Annotated in this window: 18 protein-coding genes, 1 tRNA gene and 1 pseudogene; 6 read left to right on the top strand and 14 right to left on the bottom strand. The window is 51.2% G+C overall.

What is annotated here, in order from left to right; genetic code table 11:
- The 7 genes from FCH32_RS03860 to FCH32_RS03830 all read right to left on the bottom strand — a co-directional run bounded on the left by FCH32_RS03860 (nucleotide 1) and on the right by FCH32_RS03830 (nucleotide 6,716).
- Nucleotides 1-543 (bottom strand): fimbrial protein, encoded by a 543-nt coding sequence (locus FCH32_RS03860; RefSeq protein WP_117341999.1) that lies wholly within the window; start codon nucleotides 541-543, stop codon nucleotides 1-3.
- A 9-nt stretch (nucleotides 544-552) separates the two neighbouring features.
- Nucleotides 553-1,617: a fimbrial protein gene (locus FCH32_RS03855; protein WP_117341998.1), complete on the bottom strand. Its 1,065-nt coding sequence runs from the start codon at nucleotides 1,615-1,617 to the stop codon at nucleotides 553-555.
- Nucleotides 1,614-2,219 carry a fimbrial protein gene (locus FCH32_RS03850; RefSeq protein WP_117341997.1) on the bottom strand — a complete coding sequence of 202 codons (606 nt, stop codon included), beginning with the start codon at nucleotides 2,217-2,219 and terminating at the stop codon, nucleotides 1,614-1,616. The genes FCH32_RS03855 and FCH32_RS03850 overlap by 4 nt, the downstream gene beginning before the upstream one ends.
- 13 nt (nucleotides 2,220-2,232) lie before the next feature.
- Complete coding sequence (locus FCH32_RS03845) at nucleotides 2,233-3,009, bottom strand: fimbrial biogenesis chaperone (RefSeq protein ID WP_174360527.1); 777 nt, start codon at nucleotides 3,007-3,009, stop codon at nucleotides 2,233-2,235.
- 26 nt (nucleotides 3,010-3,035) lie between these two features.
- Nucleotides 3,036-5,507, bottom strand: coding sequence for a fimbria/pilus outer membrane usher protein (locus FCH32_RS03840; protein WP_174360526.1), 2,472 nt, complete (start codon nucleotides 5,505-5,507; stop codon nucleotides 3,036-3,038).
- A gap of 42 nt (nucleotides 5,508-5,549) precedes the next feature.
- On the bottom strand, nucleotides 5,550-6,098 hold the full coding sequence (locus FCH32_RS03835; protein WP_117341994.1) for a fimbrial protein: 549 nt from the start codon (nucleotides 6,096-6,098) through the stop codon (nucleotides 5,550-5,552).
- 69 nt (nucleotides 6,099-6,167) lie between these two features.
- Nucleotides 6,168-6,716 (bottom strand): fimbrial protein, encoded by a 549-nt coding sequence (locus FCH32_RS03830; RefSeq protein WP_117341993.1) that lies wholly within the window; start codon nucleotides 6,714-6,716, stop codon nucleotides 6,168-6,170.
- 649 nt (nucleotides 6,717-7,365) lie between these two features.
- On the opposite strand from FCH32_RS03830, the gene FCH32_RS03825 reads away from it, so the two are divergent.
- Both FCH32_RS03825 and FCH32_RS03820 read left to right on the top strand, forming a co-directional pair.
- A complete protein-coding gene (locus tag FCH32_RS03825; protein WP_117341992.1) occupies nucleotides 7,366-8,154 on the top strand; it encodes a winged helix-turn-helix domain-containing protein in 789 nt (262 codons plus the stop codon).
- Nucleotide 8,155: 1 nt separating this feature from the next.
- A complete protein-coding gene (locus FCH32_RS03820) occupies nucleotides 8,156-8,674 on the top strand; it encodes a hypothetical protein (RefSeq protein WP_117341991.1) in 519 nt (172 codons plus the stop codon).
- 154 nt (nucleotides 8,675-8,828) lie between these two features.
- Here FCH32_RS03820 and FCH32_RS03815 read toward each other — a convergent pair.
- Nucleotides 8,829-8,905: transfer RNA gene (locus FCH32_RS03815), tRNA-Asp, on the bottom strand.
- A 133-nt stretch (nucleotides 8,906-9,038) separates the two neighbouring features.
- Entirely contained in the window at nucleotides 9,039-9,767 is a 729-nt protein-coding gene (dnaQ, locus tag FCH32_RS03810; RefSeq protein WP_181883346.1) for a DNA polymerase III subunit epsilon, read from the bottom strand.
- Between dnaQ and rnhA the strand changes: the two are divergent.
- Nucleotides 9,721-10,297: pseudogene (gene rnhA / locus FCH32_RS03805) on the top strand (ribonuclease HI). The gene dnaQ and the pseudogene rnhA sit on opposite strands and share 47 nt — an antisense overlap.
- Here the strand turns inward: rnhA and FCH32_RS03800 are convergent.
- Nucleotides 10,294-11,016 carry a class I SAM-dependent methyltransferase gene (locus FCH32_RS03800; protein ID WP_115259365.1) on the bottom strand — a complete coding sequence of 241 codons (723 nt, stop codon included), beginning with the start codon at nucleotides 11,014-11,016 and terminating at the stop codon, nucleotides 10,294-10,296. The pseudogene rnhA and the gene FCH32_RS03800 overlap by 4 nt on opposite strands.
- A gap of 33 nt (nucleotides 11,017-11,049) precedes the next feature.
- Here FCH32_RS03800 and gloB point away from each other — a divergent pair, with 33 nt between their 5' ends.
- Both gloB and mltD read left to right on the top strand, forming a co-directional pair.
- A complete protein-coding gene (gloB, locus tag FCH32_RS03795) occupies nucleotides 11,050-11,805 on the top strand; it encodes a hydroxyacylglutathione hydrolase (protein WP_174360525.1) in 756 nt (251 codons plus the stop codon).
- 71 nt (nucleotides 11,806-11,876) lie between these two features.
- On the top strand, nucleotides 11,877-13,235 hold the full coding sequence (gene mltD / locus FCH32_RS03790) for a murein transglycosylase D (RefSeq protein ID WP_174360524.1): 1,359 nt from the start codon (nucleotides 11,877-11,879) through the stop codon (nucleotides 13,233-13,235).
- A 49-nt stretch (nucleotides 13,236-13,284) separates the two neighbouring features.
- On the opposite strand, the gene FCH32_RS03785 is transcribed toward mltD, so the two are convergent.
- The 3 genes from FCH32_RS03785 to FCH32_RS03775 all read right to left on the bottom strand — a co-directional run bounded on the left by FCH32_RS03785 (nucleotide 13,285) and on the right by FCH32_RS03775 (nucleotide 16,241).
- Nucleotides 13,285-14,055, bottom strand: a complete 771-nt coding sequence (locus FCH32_RS03785) for a class I SAM-dependent methyltransferase (RefSeq protein ID WP_115259369.1) — start codon at nucleotides 14,053-14,055, stop codon at nucleotides 13,285-13,287.
- Nucleotides 14,056-14,133: 78 nt separating this feature from the next.
- Nucleotides 14,134-14,934, bottom strand: coding sequence for an endonuclease/exonuclease/phosphatase family protein (locus tag FCH32_RS03780; protein ID WP_115259371.1), 801 nt, complete (start codon nucleotides 14,932-14,934; stop codon nucleotides 14,134-14,136).
- A gap of 131 nt (nucleotides 14,935-15,065) precedes the next feature.
- Nucleotides 15,066-16,241, bottom strand: a complete 1,176-nt coding sequence (locus tag FCH32_RS03775) for an MFS transporter (protein ID WP_137363201.1) — start codon at nucleotides 16,239-16,241, stop codon at nucleotides 15,066-15,068.
- A gap of 105 nt (nucleotides 16,242-16,346) precedes the next feature.
- Here FCH32_RS03775 and yafC point away from each other — a divergent pair, with 105 nt between their 5' ends.
- Nucleotides 16,347-17,261 carry a DNA-binding transcriptional regulator YafC gene (gene yafC, locus FCH32_RS03770; RefSeq protein ID WP_096758211.1) on the top strand — a complete coding sequence of 305 codons (915 nt, stop codon included), beginning with the start codon at nucleotides 16,347-16,349 and terminating at the stop codon, nucleotides 17,259-17,261.
- 29 nt (nucleotides 17,262-17,290) lie between these two features.
- On the opposite strand, the gene dkgB is transcribed toward yafC, so the two are convergent.
- On the bottom strand, nucleotides 17,291-18,094 hold the full coding sequence (dkgB, locus tag FCH32_RS03765; RefSeq protein ID WP_137363200.1) for a 2,5-didehydrogluconate reductase DkgB: 804 nt from the start codon (nucleotides 18,092-18,094) through the stop codon (nucleotides 17,291-17,293).
- Nucleotides 18,095-18,251: the final 157 nt, after the last annotated feature.

Raw genomic sequence — 18,251 nt, 5'->3', positions numbered from 1 at the left:
CTATTGATAGTTCAGCGTCCAGGTCCCACTGGCGCTAAAAGGACCGTACTCAAGGGACTGATTTTTCAACGCTGTCGGCTGGGCCTCGACCCACGCCAGAAAATTCAGCGTCATCGATCCTTTGGTAATGTCTGTCACTGACGTACTCTCATCAAGCCGGATTGCCGCGCCGTCTTCTTCGCTCATCCCTATGCCGATCCCTGATGCGCCCCCCTGCTCGTGACTATCCAGTGCCAGATGATCGGGCAGTTCCGCATCTTCAGTGCCGCCGAAGGTCACGGAGATCCCACGAAAGACATCAGGATCGCAATCACGGAGCTGAATACTGAATTTTTCCGGCTTACCGCGCCCAGCAAGATAAAGATCCTGGGTCGCGATTTGCCCGAAATCGACCTCGATTTTGTCGCCACCCGGCGCAATACTACAGGCCAGCGCCCTGATGGTGCCGTGGAAGTGCATATCGCCGCCGACCAGTTTGGTGTCGGCCTGCACCGTACCGCCGATCAGCAGCGCGCTGAGCGTGATTAACGTCCTGAATATCATGGCATTACCTTACTGAAACTGCGCAACAACGGTGGCCGAAGCTTCAAACTCCCCCACCTTAACGCTACCCACGCCTGGCTTCGCTACCGGCGCGGCGGTGAGGTTCCAGTCGCCCTGATTCTGGTAAAAGCCCTTGACGTTATAGAACTGATTCGGCACCACAATGCTTCCACTCTCATCCTTCAGGACAATACCGAGGTCGTCGCGTTTTTCTCCGCTGCTGAGGGTGCCGAGGAAATGATCGTTAAACCCCGCCGTGCCTGAAGCCGTGGTGGTTTGTACGCCCAAATTGATGTTCAGCGCCCCTTGATCAAAACTGCCGCCTTCGCAGGACACATGAATCGGGATCGACTTGCTGAAATTGGAACCATTGAGCCGGGCGGCAGAACCGGGCAAATCGCCAAATTCGATACTGATTTTATCGCCCCGGTTAAAGGTGCATTTATCCGGCACGGTAATCAGCCCGGATTTAATCACCACGCGGGAAATCGCCGTTGTGGGTGTGGGTCCACCGCTTCCCATGCGCCCGGCGACCTCCAGCAACGACTGAGAAGTGATACTGATACCGTTAATAATGGGTTTGGTGACAATAAACGTCACTTTCCCTTTCGAACCACTTTCAACATTACTGGCGCGCACGTAGCCCTTTCGCTTTTTGCAGGTGTTGCTGTTGTTGCGGTTTGAAACATTGGTAAAGGGAGCCTGGACATATTTCTTATAGCCCCCGGCGACCCATACCTGAACATCGACATCCAGATACTCATTGAGTCGGAAACGGTTCGCCCCCTGACTTGAAGGTGGCATCGTGGTGGTGGTGGTGTAGTAAATAGGTTCTCGTGAGATATCGGCCTGCTGGCAATAAAAATTCACTACATACCAGCTCCCCAGATTCCATGGAAACGGCTCCGTTCGACCACCAACGTGGTTTTTGCTGACATCCAGCGAACTCAGTTCAATATCGTACTGATGCGGTGCCCCGCCCTCTGGTTCACCCTCTCCCTGGCTAAATGCGTGCGCCGTCAGCGGACAGCAAGCCAGCGCTGTCCAGAACAACGTTTTATGCCAAACGCTCATAGATACTCCAGCTTAAGTCTCACCAGACCGCGAAATTCACCAGCGCTGACCTCGCGCCCGATAGACTCCAGCGCGGCAAGAAAGTGAATAGCGTTATCTCCAGGTTTGAGGATCCACATGCGCTGCGGTTGGCTTAGATGGATCGGTTGCTGACGTTCGGTCATCAGCCGAATGCCTGCTCCTCGCACATTGCCATGGATCCGGGCCAGATCGCTGTTTCCCGGAGAACTGTCGGCCATCAGCGTCAGCGAGACGCCACGCTCCACCGTGCTGTGCGCCAGCTTAGGCATTTCGCTGGCCTGCCCGGGAAAATCCTGCAGGGCATGACCTGAGCCCTTTAAGCAGTCGTTCAGATACAGCGTGACCAACACCGAATCGCTACGATCGCCTCCCTGGTGAAACCGGCGGGCAGAAATATCGCCAAGGTTGATGGTTTGATCGCGCGATGCCATATCCAGCACGCACGGTGAGACATAAACACGACCGTGAAAGCGAACGTTGCCATACTCGCCGGACACATGGCTCATATCCTGACGGCCGCTTTTGGCCTGAACCATCCCGGCCACTCCCAGCATCAGCAGGGCGCAAAGCATTTTTTTCATTTACCGAGTCCTGTTACCGGGGCTGTTGCTCCATCGGCAATGCCTGACACACATTGCCTGTACAGCGGTATTTCAGTTCGGGATGGCCGCCAAAATCGTTCACGTACATCATGCTGAACTGGCTGACATCGCCCTCTTTCACGCTGAAATCGAGAGACGACTTAGGCGAGATCATTATTCCGGGGAAGTCAGTCAGCCTGCCGCCGCCCTGCGCTTCCGGCTTGCGGCTCAAGCCAATTAAGGTCACGAAGTAAGGCGTCGGGTTATTCACGGTCCAGCGGGCACCCTGCTTGTGGAACACCAGCTGGTTTTGCCATACCGCTCCGGGTGTATCAGGCACAATTGCCGACGGACGGTAAAACAGTTTGATGCGTGACTGCATCGCCAGTTGCAGCACGTTTGGCTTATCTGGCTTAGGTGGAATCTCACGAACATTCAGATAGAACAGGCTTTCGCGATCCTGCGGCAATGCGTTAATGCCGCCGGTTTTTGTTACCCGGGCAATGCCCTTTTGCCCGCCATTAATGCGCTGCAACGGCGGCAAAACCATCAGCGGCGAGGTGATTTTTGTCCCGCTCGCGTCCTCCACCCATGACTGCGCGAGGAATGGAATGCTCGGGCTCGTATTGCTTAAGTTCGCACTAACAGAGCGCGCATCGCCGGTGATGATCAGCCGGGTACGGTCAAGCGCAATGCCCGCCCACGCGGAATGGATGTCCGCGGCAAACAGCAAACCGCAGGCGACCGGCTTCAGCCAGCGCTGCACGGAGTAAATAGCTTGGTTATTCATGGTTCGCTTCATTCAGGTAGTTAATATTATTCACAAGGCAACAGGACGTTACCTTCCGGGTTAGGTTGCAAAGGCACCGCCAGATAGCACTGCGCGCGCCCTCCCCAGGCAACGGAAAGGCGTTCGGCAGGTTTCACACCAGCAATCCAGGCCTCACCGTTTTCCATCACCATGGCGACACTCACGCCGTTGGCGTTAAACACCTCGGCGCCAAACGGTGGTACCGAGCCATCTTTCATACGCAGTTGGGCCATCATTTTTAGCCCCTGTGCGACGGCAAAGCGCTGATAGCCAATCGCTCCTTCGGTCAGGGTGTTGGTGACGATGGCTTTGGCTGCGGAAATATCCTCATCCATTGTGTCCACGTCGATACGGGTATCAAAGCTGTGGTAACTCACGACATCCGGTACCACGGCAATGCCAAAGCGGTTCGAGTGTGCCTGTTCGCCGTTCAGCGGCACGTTAGCGACGCCGTCGGTGTCAACCATTACGCGGGCGGTATTCATCGATGCCTGGCTATTGTGGAGCGCCGCGCCGTGACGGGTTGCAGTAAAACCACCACGCAAGGTGCCGCCCACGGAGAAGTAGCGTGACTGCTGCCAGCTGACATTAGATTCCAGCTCGGCCATCATGCTCCGGTGCTGGTAGTAGCCGTCAAAGGCGGTATGGCCTTCGCCGGAGAGTCCGGCGCGCAGGCGCCACGGATTATTTCGGTCACGGTTATCGGAATACGAAACCATCTGGCTGGTTTGGTTGCCGTTGTTCTGCAGCTCATAGTCCATTGAGCGGCTATCGCTCCACGGAATAGACAGCGAGAGCGAGAGGCTGTCATCCCGTTTTCCCTGGTACTCGGAGCGATATGCGGCAAGGTTGGTGCTGATCCCCTGAATGCCTGCAAATGAAAAGCTATGACCCACCGACAGCCCATAGCGATCCTGCGAACGGCGATCCCAGTAGTTCTGGTGGGTATAGGTCAGATACAGCGTCGTGGAGAGGCGCGGATCGTCTGCAAAGAAGGTCTTATTACCGGTGATGGTGTACATCTCTTTCTCGTTCCCGGCGCTGTTATTATTTTTATATTGCTCATCGAGAAACTGCGAGAAAGAACGGAAGCTACGCTGTGAAAAACGATAACCGGCAAAAGTGATGGCGCTGTTGTATTCATCGAAGGTTTTGGCATAGCTCAGCTTAAAGGACATGCCTTTTTGTTCGTCCTGATGCTTCACCCGGCTGACGGATTGCGTCGCATCAGCCGACAACGCACCCAGCCAGCTCAGATCCCGCCCGATGCCCATCGACCAAGCGTTGTAGCGTTCACCTGTTAGCAGTGCCCCGCCGTACAGGGACCAGGCATTACTCACTCCCCATGAAAAATCACCGCTGTAAAATGCCGGCCCCTGGACATCATGGTTATAGAGTGAAGGCTTACCGACGGCGGTGTTGTAGCGAACATAGCCCGGACGTGTCAGGTAAGGAATATCAGCGGTATTGACCTGAAAAGTTTGCACGCTGCCATCTTGCTCTTCTACCCGCACATCCAGCGTGCCGCGTACCGAAGCATGCAGATCCTGAATATTAAACGGCCCCGCAGGAACGGTCGTTTGGTAGATCACGCGCTTCTGCTGGCTGACGGTCACTTTGGCGTTACTGCGGGCAATGCCGTGAACTTCAGGCGCGTAGCCTTGCAAATTTGGCGGTAGCATACGCTCGTCGCTGGCGAGGTTAACCCCGGTAAAGCGAACAGAATCAAAGACCTGAGAATTCAGATAGATTTCACCCACCGTCAGCTTCGCAGCCTGCATGGGCAATGGACGATAGGCGTAGATCTGATCCCAGTTAATCTGCCCGTGCTGATTATCAGAAGAGTAATCGGCCTGATACTGCCCGCGAAAACGCCAGCCACCAAGGTTGAACCCCGTTTGCCCATAGCCCGACAGCGAGCGGTAATGACCTCCGCCTTGTTCGTAGTGGGTGGCCTGACCCGACACGCTGTAATCAAAAATCAGCCCCGCGACGCCATTATCCCAACGTTCCGGCGGCGTCCAGTCAGGATCGGTATATTTCATCCATGCCTGCGGCACGGTAATGTCCAGAAGTCCGGCACTGTTATTCAACACCACGCCCGGCAGGCGGGATATGTCATGACAGGTCGCGGTAATCGGATGAATATGCGCCAATGCGTCTTCTTTGAGCGCAAGTAATTCGAGCTGTAGTGGTGACAGGCACGCCAGAGATTTATGTTTATTGTCAGGATCGGTGATATAGCGAATCGACTGCTGTGGGATCTCCTGCCCGTTAATACGAACATCCAGCAAATATTCCCCGGGGGTGACAAAGTTGCCTTCAGAAAAGCGCTGCAAATCTACGTTTTGCCTGTCGCTGGCATCCAGGACGTCGGTATTAAATTCAATAGCCTCATCCGCCTCAGCCCATGAAGCGCTGCAGACCAGAGCAATAATAAGCGCCAGACGTTTTTTATCTGTTTTCAGCGTAATCATTTTCGTTCGCAAACCTTCAGATACCCAAATTGCCGGAGCAGCTCAGAGATAATTCACAACAAAATGCGTAACCGCAGTAAATTCGCCGGATGTCATTCGTCCGTCGCGGGAGATTAAATAAGCTGTAAAATTGAGCGTATTTTTTCCAGGGTTTAGGACATAATCCGGAGAAGGCTCCCCCAGATGAATTTGCTGTCCGGTGCTATCAAATATTTCTATCGCTAAATCTTCAGTCGTCGACTGCACGCTCAGATAATCAGGGTTGTCGCGATCGGGCATGCCGGAAAAAGTGATATTTGCGCGCTGAAACACATTCTCTGAATGTCGAGAATCCCCTAATGAACATCCCAGCAAATGAATACTGAAACCATGCGCAGAGACTTTTTCTGGTCTCCCGGATATATCCCGAGCGGAGATATCATTAAATTCAACCAACAACGAACGATCGCGCGGATCGACATAGCAAGCAGCCTCAATAATATGTCCCCGCATGCGCATTTTGCCGGGCGTGCTGGCGACAGGCGCAGTGCCAGCCATGACCCACGCAGGCGAGATAAAGATAAAAAGCAGTAACGTTCGCCATTCAGGCATAACCGCATTTCCTTTCATTTATTCGCGGGAAGGCGTAAGCAGGCGCATTAATGCGCCTGCTGCAGACCATTACTGGTAGTCAATCTGGAAATTAACGGTAGATTCAAAATCACCCGGTGTGACCGCTGCGGAGGCATTATTTGCCTGCAGGTAAGCCACAAAATCGATGTCACTTTCACCATCGGTAATATTAACCTGAGAGGCAGCTTCACCCCATTTTACATCCTGGTTGCCGCTATCAATCATACCGATGCCCGCACCCTGTGCAGTACCTGAAGTAAATGCAGCCAGCGCGCTATTGTCCTGGTCAATTGTTGCTGGGGTATATGTTACGGTTGCGGTTTTGGCGACAGTGGTATCACAGCCCTGCAGAACGATTTTGGCGTGTTTAACACCAGCACGCTGGTTGTCTTTTAACTGAGACGTTGGGATTTCACCAAAGTTTACCTGTACCGGGCTGGATTCCGGTGCCAGGCCACATGCTGAATTCACCAGTGAACCGGTGAAATGAATTTTACCGTTGGTCGGCTCTACACTTTTTGCAGCGAAAGCAGAAGAGGCAGTAAAAGTCATTCCTGCCATCAGTGCACAGACGACGGCCACATTTTTCATTTTCATATTACTTCTAAACCTTATTTCTGTTCTGGTTATTTTGACGTGCTATTTCCACAGGCTACTTTTCCTGGGAAATATGGGTCTTCAGGTGGTAGACGCGCATTACCTTGCAAACATTCCTTCTCGAACCACCCTTGATTTTGAACGTTACTGGCATTTCATCCGAAATACCCTCCGCAGCCGTTCACGCTGTTTCGGGGCTTATATTAAATCGGCAATAAAATGAGACAACGAAAAATCGTGCTTTCAATCAAACTCAGGGAATCATGTTGCCTCCCCGCTATCACACCGATCTATCGCGCAAAAACCGCCTAAAATCGCAAGAAAACCAGTGTTAATACCTATCATTTATATCTTTTATAGTGTTTTTATCTATTGGATATTTTTTTATTTAGCTTAAAAAGGAGGAGCAATGTATTTATGAAAGTTTTGTAAAAATGCCAATGGATATCAAAAACGAGGAATGACAATAAGATAGGAGAAATGGGAAAGGATAATAGCGCACGTTCAGATAAACATTGAAATATTGTTATAAAAACATTAATAAAACGTTCAATAACACAGTCATTTTTAATAAATAAATTATGTTATGCTATTGCTTCAACCACTCGACTGTGAGATTCCATGCTTTGTTGCATCAAAGGAGATATCCGTGATTTCTCATATACCAATAAATAAGATTAAATCCGTAATTATTGGTGATGGATTAGTATTTAAACCACATAAAAATACGCTAAAAGATATCTCATCTGGTGAGATAGCCACATTGAATAATGTAGCAGTACAATTACTGATGTATTTGTTGCAAAATGGTAAAGATATCTCCACGCGCGACGAGATTCTACTCAATGTATTCCAGCATAATGGCGCTAGAGCGACAGATGCTAATCTCAATCAGCACATTTCATTTCTGCGCAAAGCAATAACGTCGACGGGGCACCCGGCAGAATACATCGTAACGATTCCGCGTACGGGATTTCGAATGGGTGACGTCAATATCAATATTCAGCAGCAAGAAGAAAAAAAGCCCCTCACCAGTACCGCTTCTTTTACATCGGTACGAAAGACAAAAAAACAAAACCGATGGCCTATAGCAATCACCGCATTAATTACCGGCATCGCCGTACTGGCAACAGCCTGGTTAACGTGGATACCAAATGAAATTGCCATGACCGATGCCTCTATTTTGCGTACCATCGATTACGAGCAATGCCGGGTACATATATTAGGGAATGCCCTCACAGACACCATTACTGAAAAGAAGGCGCTGGATATTTTTAAATCCGTCGGCATTAACCCGAACTGTTCAACCCCAAAAGAGCTGTATCTCAATACCTGGTCGAGCAACCATAATCTGGTTGACTGGTCGTTTGCGGCAGAATGCGGACTCAACCTCGGCTACTACCATTGCATCAGCCAGTATCGCCATCATGAGGAATAATATGAAACAGGAAAGCGATCGCTCTCCATTATTGTGGTCCGTCATGATTGCCATTTGCGGACTGGCGGCTATCGCTTTTCTCGTCGTCGCCGGAGATGCTAAGAAAAAGGAAATCAGTTTTTCCTGTTCCTCGGAATTCACGTCGATACTCGACATTCATAATACAAAAAAGGAGCTCAATGGGATCCTGCTGATAACCAGCTACAATTCCGGGCATCTCTCATTGTCCGTACAAGGGAAATTAAAAAGTGATGAAGGCGAGTTCAGCGTTAACCGCAAACTGTTCTTCCGTTACGCACGGCCGCTCGGCCATACCGCGGGGGTCTTCATGCTAACGCCCGAGGGACGTGAGAAATCGCCTGATGATAACGCAACGGATGCTGTGGATTATCTCTTCTTCGATGCCTACGAACGTACTGACAAACTGTATATGTTGAAGCACCTGAATAAAGAGACGGTTCTGATTGGCGATAATTTTTCACCCCGCTTTGCCTGCGTAATGAATCGCTTCTCCAGTTAAGCACACTGCGCTATTCATCAGGTTAAGGATGACCTGATGTGCTGCCGGGATCGACAGGACAGGGAGATTGATAGCCAGCCAGGGGGGATGGGTATTTTGGGCGGATTAAAACGACGAAAGCCTGAATCATTGCTGATTCAGGCTTTCTGAATAGTGGCGGAATGGACGGGACTCGAACCCGCGACCCCCTGCGTGACAGGCAGGTATTCTAACCAACTGAACTACCACTCCGCGTTGTGTTCCGCTTGGGAACGAAGCGAATATTACGGATTGCCTCGCCCCTCGTCAACGCTTTTTCTCACGTTTTTAATCGTTTGCTGCAAAAATCACCCGAATAGCCATTTCTGCACGGTAAACGCGCAAACTATGCCCGCCAGAGGCAACTTCCGCCCTTCTTCTGAACCAGGTCAAGGCGCGACTCATGGGCCGCTAACTCTTCATCAGTGGCGAAAACAACACGTAACTTGCCGGACTGACGCATAATCCGTTGGATCCCGGTATCATTCTGCTGCTGGCTGTCACCTTCCATGGAAAATGCCATCGTGGTCTGCCCACCGGTCATCATCAGATAAACGTCGGCCAGAATCTGAGCATCGAGCAATGCGCCGTGCAAGGTACGCTTGCTGTTGTCTATCTCATAACGCGAGCATAGTGCATCAAGGCTGTTACGCTTGCCAGGAAACATCTTCCTCGCCAGCGCCAGGCTATCGGTCACTTTACAGAAGGTGTTCGTTTTCGGGATATCGCGATGGAGCTTTGCAAACTCATAATCCATAAAGCCGATATCAAACGATGCGTTATGGATGACCAGCTCCGCACCGCGGATGTAGTCAAGAAACTCATCGGCAACATCAGCAAAAGTGGGCTTATCGAGCAGGAATTCATCCGCGATGCCGTGTACGCCAAACGCTTCCGGGTCCACCAGCCGATCGGGCTTCAGGTAAACGTGAAAGTTATTGCCGGTCAGGCGTCGGTTCACCACTTCAACCGCACCGATCTCAATAATCTTGTGGCCTTCGTAGTGGGCACCGATCTGGTTCATACCGGTGGTTTCGGTATCGAGGACGATCTGCCGTGTAATTCCAGTGCTCATAGCGGTCATTTATGTCAGACTTATCGTTTATATCGATCTCTAAAACAGGAAGTCTACCAGAGATGCTTAAACAGGTAGAAATTTTCACCGACGGTTCTTGCCTGGGAAATCCAGGGCCAGGCGGCTACGGGGCAATTTTACGCTTTCGCGGGCGAGAAAAAACCTTTAGCGAAGGATACAACCTCACCACCAATAATCGCATGGAGCTAATGGCGGCCATCGTCGCGCTGGAAGCACTTAAAGAACAATGTGAAGTGGTGCTCAGTACCGACAGCCAGTATGTGCGCCAGGGTATTACCCAGTGGATCCACAACTGGAAAAAACGCGGCTGGAAAACCGCAGACAAAAAACCGGTCAAGAATGTCGATCTCTGGAAACGCCTGGATGCGGCGCTGGGTCAGCACCAAATCAAGTGGGAATGGGTCAAAGGCCACGCTGGCCACCCGGAAAACGAACGCTGCGACGAGCTTGCCCGCGCCGCGGCGATGAGTCCTACACAGGATGATGTTGGGTATCAACCCGAAGCTTAAGCGTCCGGTTTACGGTATTGCCGGGTTGCACCAACGGCCTGACGGATACGCGCTTTGCTTTTGTTTTGTTTCATTGGGTTAAGCGTAAGCGGGATAGTTCGCTTGCGCGCGACCACCAGCTGCATACATCCCAACGCCGGAATATGCGCACTTAACATTTTCCCCCCGTGCTTCTTCCAGGGCAAAACGTGAAAACGGCTGACGTGCAACACTTCGAAATTCAGCAACGAAAGCCAGTCCAGCTGGCGCATCAGCGTAAACATCCGGCTGTTGTAAGGTGATGTTTTACGTAATACCGGTACCAGCTTGCGCAGGCCCATCAGGCTGACCGGGTTGAATCCGCTCAGTATTAACCAGCCGTCATCGATAAGCACACGATCGGCCTCACGCAGTAAGCGATGCGGGTCGGAGCACCACGGCAGCGTATGCGCCAGCAGGCACACATCAACAGATTTATCGGCAAAGGGAAGATGCAGAGGATCCGCCAGCACCTGCATCGGCGAGCCTTGCGAAGAAACATTGACCTGATGAGAAACCGCGCACGCTTCGGAATTGATTTCTGCGCTTAAATTACCAATCTTAAGCAGATGAAAACCGTACATTTTCGCAAACCACGGGTTAAGCTGATACTCCAGCGCCTCACGATAGTGTTCGCCCCAGGGTAAATCATCCCAGCTCACGGGCGCTACGACAGTTTGAGGGAGCCTTGCCGGTTTCATTACAACCTTCCGTTTCGCATTGAGAGGTAATTTATGAATCTTAACAGTATTCCCGCCTTTGATGACAATTACATCTGGGTCCTGACCAATAATGAGAATCATTGCCTGATTGTCGATCCTGGCGAGGCGGCTCCGGTGCTACAAGCCATTGCTGAGCACAACTGGGTACCAGAGGCTATTTTACTTACCCACCACCATCATGATCACGTTGGCGGCGTGAAAGAACTTGTGCAGCGCTTTCCACAAATAGTGGTCTATGGACCTGCTGAAACACAAGATAAGGGAACCACACGTGTAGTCGAAGAGGGTGATATCGCACTCGTTTTAGGGCATGAATTTAGCGTATTTGCCACGCCGGGTCACACTTTAGGACATATCTGTTACTTCAGCCACCCTTATCTGTTTTGCGGCGACACGCTGTTTTCCGGCGGCTGCGGCCGGCTTTTTGAAGGCACAGCATTACAAATGTATCAATCACTTAAAAAAATAGGTGCCCTTCCGGATGATACGTTAATTTGTTGCGCACATGAGTACACTTTAGCAAATATGAAGTTTGCCTTAAGCATCCTCCCGCACGATCCGTCTATAAATGATTATTATCGTAAAGTTAATGAGTTACGCGTAAAAAACCAAATGACACTACCCGTAATTCTGAAAAATGAGCGCAGAAATAATATTTTTTTAAGAACGGAAGATATTGATTTAATTAATGAAATCAACAAAGAAACAATATTGCAACAACCTGAAGCGCGTTTTGCGTGGTTAAGGTCAAAGAAAGATACGTTCTGACAATTCCGGGTTGCCTTTTGAAAACTTCGCCGTTATGATCGGTCGTCTTTTAAGCAACTATTGACACACACATGAAGGCAAAAGCGATATTACTCGCCTCTGTCCTGCTTGTTGGGTGCCAGAATACTGGTAACGTCCAACAACACGCACAGAGCCTTTCTGCAGCTGGTCAAGGGGAAGCAGGAAAGTTTACAAGCCAGGCGCGCTGGATGGACGATGGGACATCTATCGCTGCCGATCAGGATTTGTGGGCTTTCATTGGTGACGAGCTAAAGATGGGAATTCCGGAAAACAACCGGATTCGCGAACAGAAACAGAAGTATTTACGCAATAAGAGCTATCTCCACGATGTAACGTTACGGGCAGAGCCGTATATGTACTGGATAGCCGGGCAAGTTAAGAAACGTAACATGCCGATGGAGCTGGTACTCCTACCCATAGTGGAGAGCGCTTTTGATCCTCACGCAACGTCTGGCGCCAATGCCGCAGGCATTTGGCAGATCATTCCGAGCACGGGGCGCAATTATGGTTTAAAGCAGACCCGCAATTATGATGCACGTCGCGACATTGTGGCTTCCACCACTGCCGCGTTGGACATGATGCAGCGTCTGAACAAGATGTTTGATGGCGACTGGCTACTGACCGTTGCTGCTTATAATAGCGGTGAAGGTCGCGTGATGAAGGCAATGAAAGCGAACAAATCTCGTGGCAAGCCCACCGATTTTTGGTCACTCCCTCTGCCTCAGGAAACGAAGCAGTATGTGCCCAAAATGCTGGCATTGAGTGATATTCTCAAGAACAGCAAGCGTTATGGCGTGCGTCTGCCAACCACAGACGAAAGCCGCGCGTTGGCACGTGTTCGCTTGAACAGCCCGGTTGAGATGGCTCAGGTTGCCGATATGGCGGGTATTTCCGTCAGCAAGCTGAAGACCTTCAATGCTGGCGTGAAAGGCTCCACGTTGGGTGTCAGCGGCCCGCAATATGTGATGGTGCCAAAGAAGCACGCGGAGAAACTGCGTGAGTCCCTGGCGTCAGGCGAAATTGCAGCCGTACAGTCAACGCTGGTCGCGGATAACACGCCGCTGAACAGCCGTAGCTACAAGGTTCGCTCTGGCGATACGCTTTCCGGCATCGCTTCACGTCTTGGCGTGAATACGAATGAGCTAAAGCAGTGGAATAATCTGCGTAGTTCGACTCTGAAAGTGGGCCAAAGCTTGACCGTAGGTGCAGGCACCAGCGCGCAGCGACTGGCTAAAAACAGCGATAGCATTACCTATCGTGTACGTAAGGGCGATTCGCTTTCGAGCATTGCTAAACGTCACGGGGTCAACATCAAGGATGTGATGCGCTGGAATAACGATACCGACAATCTGCAGCCGGGCGATCAGCTGACGTTGTTTGTGAAAAACAACGGTATGCCGGACTCCTGATAGCAGTATAAACATTAAGGCACTGGTTTCCCCCCAGTGCCTTTTTTATTTATGCCGCTTTATGCGCCTCAACCATAATCGTGTCACTGGTGAACGACCCGTCCTGCTGTAACGCGAAGTAGGCCTGCACTTCGGCAGACGCACTCTGCTGGTATAAACGAACCGCGTCAATCAACACCTGCGGGGTACGCATCCGCGCGACCCATGAGCTAAACGCCAGCGGCAGGCGGTCCGTCAACACCGTATCGGCAATCAGATTGGCATCATTCATCAATGACAGCCACTCACCGCTGGAATAGTTGCGCACATGTGAGGTATCGCGTAACGCTTCAACGGTTTGCAGCCAGATGTCCCGCACCGGGTGCCCAGGTGACATGACATCCATCACAATCACCACACCGCCAGGTTTCAATACACGATTCACTTCTCGCAGCGCGCGTCCGACATCATGCCAGTGATGAGCAGAATAGCGGCTAATCACCACATCAAAAGAGCCATCCTCAAACGGCAGGCTTTCGGCATATCCTTGCCGGGTAGCGATATTGTCTAATCCCTTCTCTTTTGCCGCCTGCGCGACCACGTCGAGCATCTGCGCCGATAAATCATACGCCACGACCTGTTTTACCTGATGTGCCGCCGCAAAGCTGGCGTGTCCCGCACCACATCCCATGTCGAGAACGCTGGCCTGTGGAAATGCCGACAGCCTTTCCGCCAGCCGTTGTAAATCACGGCCAGAGGCGTGTACCGTGCTGGTTAAATAGGCATTCGCTTGCGAGCCAAACTGCTTTTCGACGTTGTCATGATGAGAGCGTGTAGTCATTGTGTTGTCCTTCGGTTGTGGTGAAAGATAAAGGACAGCACCCTAACAGGCCTGCCCCACGGCAGACCTGACACACCTTTATTGTTCAGGCTTGCCGGGACTAAATTCAACGAGTAGTGGATTGTGATCGGATGCACGCGTCACCAGCACAGAGGCTTCACTGACGTTCAAACCACGATAGAACACAAAATCGAGCGGGCGACCAAACGCGCGTCGGCGCTGATCGTCGGTAAAGCGCACCTGGCGTAGCGACATTTCACGGGCGAAACGGTACAACGCATTCATCCGTCGACGGCTCCAGGCGTTGAAATCACCGGCCATAATCACCGGACCGCTGTGATGAGCAATCTGATCGCCAATGGGAAGTAACTGCTTACTATAGACATCCACCCCGAGGCTGAAGTTAACCGCGTGAATGTTCACTACCATCAATAAACGTGAGTCTGGCAGAGGATATACCGTCACCAGCGCGGACTTTGCCAGCCGTAAAATAGGCTCACGCTCTCGCAGAGGACAACAGTAAACAGGATGTGCCGCCGACAGCGTCATGACGCCAGAGGGGTGCTGAGGCAGCACAAAGGCGGGAACCTGATCGGCAGCAAGATAGTTAGCGGTCGCAAACTGCACCAGTTCCGGCGTGGTTTGGGCTTCCTGCAATAACACCAAATGCGCGTCTTTGCCAAAGTTCTTCAGCACCGACAACCATTCTGCCCGCTGCTGTTTAAAAATATTCCACACCAGCACGCGAATACGGTCTTCACTGCTTAAGGGAACGCCGGCGGGTAATGCCTGACCAATATGCGCAAACGACCGTGGCGGTAAGATCCGCTCAACGGGTTGTCCGGCAACATAGCGCATAGCATAGGTGTTTTTTCGCACTGTAGACTTTCAAACCTCTGTAACGTCAACCAGTCCGCAGCCGGACTGGTTCTTCAGTTATAGGGACTTTAAGGCTTACTTTCAACGAGCAATTGCAGTTTGTTTTGTAAGTGGGTACTTACATCAATGAGTTATCCCAGCGTGATCCGCGCAGGTTTATCAAGACGACCGCTGATGCCCATCAGTAAGAAAGCAGCCAGTACGATAAGCGCGCCAATCCACGGCGTCTGCGCTAAGCCATAATGCTCTACCGTTTGCCCGCCAATCACCGAACCCAGTGCAATACCGACGTTAAACGCCGCAATGTTCAGTCCGGAGGCGACATCAACTGCATTGGGGGTAAATTGTTCCGCTTTCTGCACAACATAAACCTGTAATCCCGGTACGTTACCGAAGGCAAAGATCCCCATCACCAATATCGTTACCAGCGCCGCGTACTGCGTGGATGCCGTTAACTGGAATAGCATCAGCAGAACAAACAATGCAGCAAAAATGAACTTCAATGCAGGGACTGCACCATGTTTATCCGCCAGTTTACCGCCCCAGATATTACCGATAGCCACAGAGACGCCGTATCCCAATAAGATCCAACTTACCGCTGTCGGGGAGAATCCGGCCAGATCCTGCATCATCGGTGCAAGGAAGGTAAACGCCGTAAAGACGCCACCATAGCCCAGCGCCGTAACCGCATAAATCAACAGCAGACGAGGATGGGTTAAGACTTTCACCTGATCGCGGATGCTGGCGGCAGCCCGACCTGGAATATTCGCCGGGATCAGCAACTGGCTGCTAATTAGCGCAATGACGCCCAGCATTGAGACTGCGAGGAAGGTTTCACGCCAACCAAAATGCTGACCGATAAATGTGCCCAGCGGGACGCCCGTCACCAGGGCCACCGTTAAACCGCCAAACATAATGGCGATGGCCGAAGCCGCTTTCTCTTTAGGCACCAGACTTGTTGCAATGGTTGAACCAATCGAGAAGAACACGCCGTGTGCAAGACCGGTCAACAGACGGGCGACAATTAAGGTCATATAGCCCGGAGCCTGCCAAGCCAGCAAATTACCGGCAGTAAACAGCACCATCAGCGCAACCAGCAGCTGTTTACGCGGCAGGCTCCCTGTCAGAGCGGTCAGCACTGGTGCGCCAATAGCCACCCCCAGCGCATAAATTGAAACCAGCATCCCCGCAGAAGGCAAAGAGATGGCCAGTTGTTCAGCAATAGTCGGTACCAGGCCGACAATCACAAATTCGGTCGTGCCAATGGCGAAGGCACTTATAGTCAGTGCGAATAAAGCGAGTGGCATAAATAAACTCCATATCATCAGTAATCAGATGACATGCAGTATGCCGGGATGCTTTAATAACAAAAATATTCAAAATCTCAATATAATTTTGCTTCAGGTGCAAAAATGAAAGCAACCTCAGAAGAACTGGCGATTTTTGTGGCTGTTGTGGAAAGCGGTAGCTTTAGCCGCGCCGCAGAGCAGTTGGGACAGGCCAATTCTGCCGTCAGTCGGGCCGTAAAAAAACTGGAGATGAAACTGGGCGTCAGCTTGCTCAATCGGACCACCCGACAGCTAAGCCTGACCGAGGAAGGTGAACGTTACTTCAGGCGCGTACAGCTAATCTTGCAGGAAATGGCCGCCGCAGAGACGGAAATTATGGAGTCTCGCAATACGCCGCGTGGCTTGCTGCGCATTGACGCCGCTACGCCGGTTATGCTGCATTTCCTGATTCCGCTCATCAAGCCCTTCCGCGAACGCTATCCTGAGATGACGCTGTCGCTGGTCTCTTCAGAAACGTTCATCAATCTTATTGAACGAAAAGTGGATGTAGCTATACGTGCAGGCACGCTGACTGACTCGAGCCTACGCGCACGTCCATTGTTTACCAGCTATCGTAAGATTATTGCTTCGCCTGACTATATTGCGAAATTTGGTGTTCCAGAGAGCGTCGAAGCGCTTAAGCAGCACCTGTGTCTCGGTTTTTCTGAACCGGTTTCACTCAATACCTGGCCGATTGCCTGCAGCGATGGGCAGCTTCATGAGGCTGAATGCGGACTATCTTCTAACAGCGGCGAAACGCTAAAACAACTTTGTCTGAGCGGAAACGGTATTGCCTGTCTTTCAGATTATATGATTGATAAGGAGATCGCACGAGGTGAACTGGTCGAATTGTTGGCGGATAAACGCCTGCCAGTAGAGATGCCGTTCAGCGCTGTTTACTACAGCGATCGGGCAGTAAGCACTCGCATTCGGGCATTTATCGACTTTTTGAGTGAACATATAAGAACAGCTCCCGCAGGAGCTGTGAAAGAGGGTTAAAGGGCACAGAGGGTCGCTGGGTCAGGTCATTAGTCCCACTCGGGTGCCAGACCTTCCGGGCTAACCAGACGATCGTTGCAGTCCAGCGCCGCGATCGCCGCGTTGTCTTCAGCATCCAGACGCAGATCCAGCGCCAGCAGGTTACTGGCCAGGTTTTCTCGCTTGGTCGAAGAAGGGATCACCGAGTATCCCTCACCCATCGCCCATGCCAGAATCACCTGAGCCGGTGTCGCATTATGTTTCGCGGCAATACCGGCAATGACTTCATCTTTCAGTGCCTTACCGTATGCCAGCGTCATGTAAGACGTGATGTGAATACCGTGCGCTTTGGCCCAGTCAACCACCTGACGGCTTTGCAGATACGGGGACAGCTCAATCTGGTTGGTCGCGATGTTCTCTACGCCCACTGCAGCAATGGCTCTTTCCATTAGCGGAATGGTAAAGTTAGAGATACCAATTTCGCGAGTCAGGCCCTGTGCTTTAGCTTCCAGTAATGCCTGCATAAATTCTTCAACAGAAACCGCATCGTTTGGTGAAGGCCAATGGATCAGCGTCAGATCAACGTAATTGGTACGCAGTTTCTTCAAACTCTCTTTCAGGCTCGGGATCAGTTTTTCTTCGCTGAGATTCTCAATCCAAATCTTGGTGGTGATATACAGCTCACTGCGCGGCACACCACTTTCAGCAATCGCCTGACCAACCGCGGCTTCGTTATCATAGATTTGTGCGGTATCGACGGCACGATAGCCCAGTTCCAGAGCTGTTTTAACAGAAGCGATAACGACGTCGTCTTTCAGGCGAAAAGTACCTAAACCGAATGCAGGGATAGTCATAAATTTCCTCTTTTTAATCACAGTCTTCGTTAGTCGGAGGAGTATGGCCTTCTAACGTGTAGATAAAAAGAGCGTATAACGCAGAGGATTTTTGCAGATTTAGCAATAATTGAATGACAGCAAAAGAAAAAGCCCTGAGCGTTAACTCAGGGCTTTC

The sequence above is a fragment of the Citrobacter gillenii genome (assembly GCF_013337685.1).
Classification (GTDB): Bacteria; Pseudomonadota; Gammaproteobacteria; order Enterobacterales; family Enterobacteriaceae; genus Citrobacter; species Citrobacter gillenii.
Note: the sequence above shows the minus strand (reverse complement) of the source record. Positions and strands in the feature narration are given on the sequence as shown.

Coding starts and splice junctions, on each gene's coding strand:
- FCH32_RS03860 (WP_117341999.1), bottom strand. CDS start 543: ATGATATTCAGGACGTTAATCACGCTCAGCGCGCTGCTGATCGGCGGT.
- FCH32_RS03855 (WP_117341998.1), bottom strand. CDS start 1,617: ATGAGCGTTTGGCATAAAACGTTGTTCTGGACAGCGCTGGCTTGCTGT.
- FCH32_RS03850 (WP_117341997.1), bottom strand. CDS start 2,219: ATGAAAAAAATGCTTTGCGCCCTGCTGATGCTGGGAGTGGCCGGGATG.
- FCH32_RS03845 (WP_174360527.1), bottom strand. CDS start 3,009: ATGAATAACCAAGCTATTTACTCCGTGCAGCGCTGGCTGAAGCCGGTC.
- FCH32_RS03840 (WP_174360526.1), bottom strand. CDS start 5,507: ATGATTACGCTGAAAACAGATAAAAAACGTCTGGCGCTTATTATTGCT.
- FCH32_RS03835 (WP_117341994.1), bottom strand. CDS start 6,098: ATGCCTGAATGGCGAACGTTACTGCTTTTTATCTTTATCTCGCCTGCG.
- FCH32_RS03830 (WP_117341993.1), bottom strand. CDS start 6,716: ATGAAAATGAAAAATGTGGCCGTCGTCTGTGCACTGATGGCAGGAATG.
- FCH32_RS03820 (WP_117341991.1), top strand. CDS start 8,156: ATGAAACAGGAAAGCGATCGCTCTCCATTATTGTGGTCCGTCATGATT.
- dnaQ (WP_181883346.1), bottom strand. CDS start 9,767: ATGAGCACTGGAATTACACGGCAGATCGTCCTCGATACCGAAACCACC.
- FCH32_RS03800 (WP_115259365.1), bottom strand. CDS start 11,016: ATGAAACCGGCAAGGCTCCCTCAAACTGTCGTAGCGCCCGTGAGCTGG.
- gloB (WP_174360525.1), top strand. CDS start 11,050: ATGAATCTTAACAGTATTCCCGCCTTTGATGACAATTACATCTGGGTC.
- mltD (WP_174360524.1), top strand. CDS start 11,877: ATGAAGGCAAAAGCGATATTACTCGCCTCTGTCCTGCTTGTTGGGTGC.
- FCH32_RS03785 (WP_115259369.1), bottom strand. CDS start 14,055: ATGACTACACGCTCTCATCATGACAACGTCGAAAAGCAGTTTGGCTCG.
- FCH32_RS03775 (WP_137363201.1), bottom strand. CDS start 16,241: ATGCCACTCGCTTTATTCGCACTGACTATAAGTGCCTTCGCCATTGGC.
- yafC (WP_096758211.1), top strand. CDS start 16,347: ATGAAAGCAACCTCAGAAGAACTGGCGATTTTTGTGGCTGTTGTGGAA.
- dkgB (WP_137363200.1), bottom strand. CDS start 18,094: ATGACTATCCCTGCATTCGGTTTAGGTACTTTTCGCCTGAAAGACGAC.